Raw genomic sequence first — 256 nt, forward strand, 5'->3', positions numbered from 1 at the left:
CCCACAGATAGTAGTGATTCCCAGGATATTGCTACACCAGAAATATCTAATTACTCCCCTATTCAAAAACAACCGGATTTCACAACTAATCCCAGAGATATTATTAACCCAGAAATCTCTGATTATTCCCCTCTGCAAAAACAACCAGATTCCACAATTAGTCCCACAGATAGTAGTGATTCCCAGGATATTATTAACCTAGAAATATCTAATTATCCCCCTCTGCAAAAACAACCAGATTCCACAACTAATCCCA

1 protein-coding gene is annotated in these 256 nt (G+C 37.9%); it reads left to right on the top strand.

Going from position 1 to position 256, the window contains the following annotated elements; all coding sequences use genetic code 11:
* Positions 1–256: hypothetical protein (locus tag PL11201_RS26675; protein WP_159451590.1), on the top strand; the 256-nt coding region annotated here is incomplete at both ends.

The organism is Planktothrix sp. PCC 11201, assembly GCF_900009135.1.
Taxonomy (GTDB): domain Bacteria; phylum Cyanobacteriota; class Cyanobacteriia; order Cyanobacteriales; family Microcoleaceae; genus Planktothrix.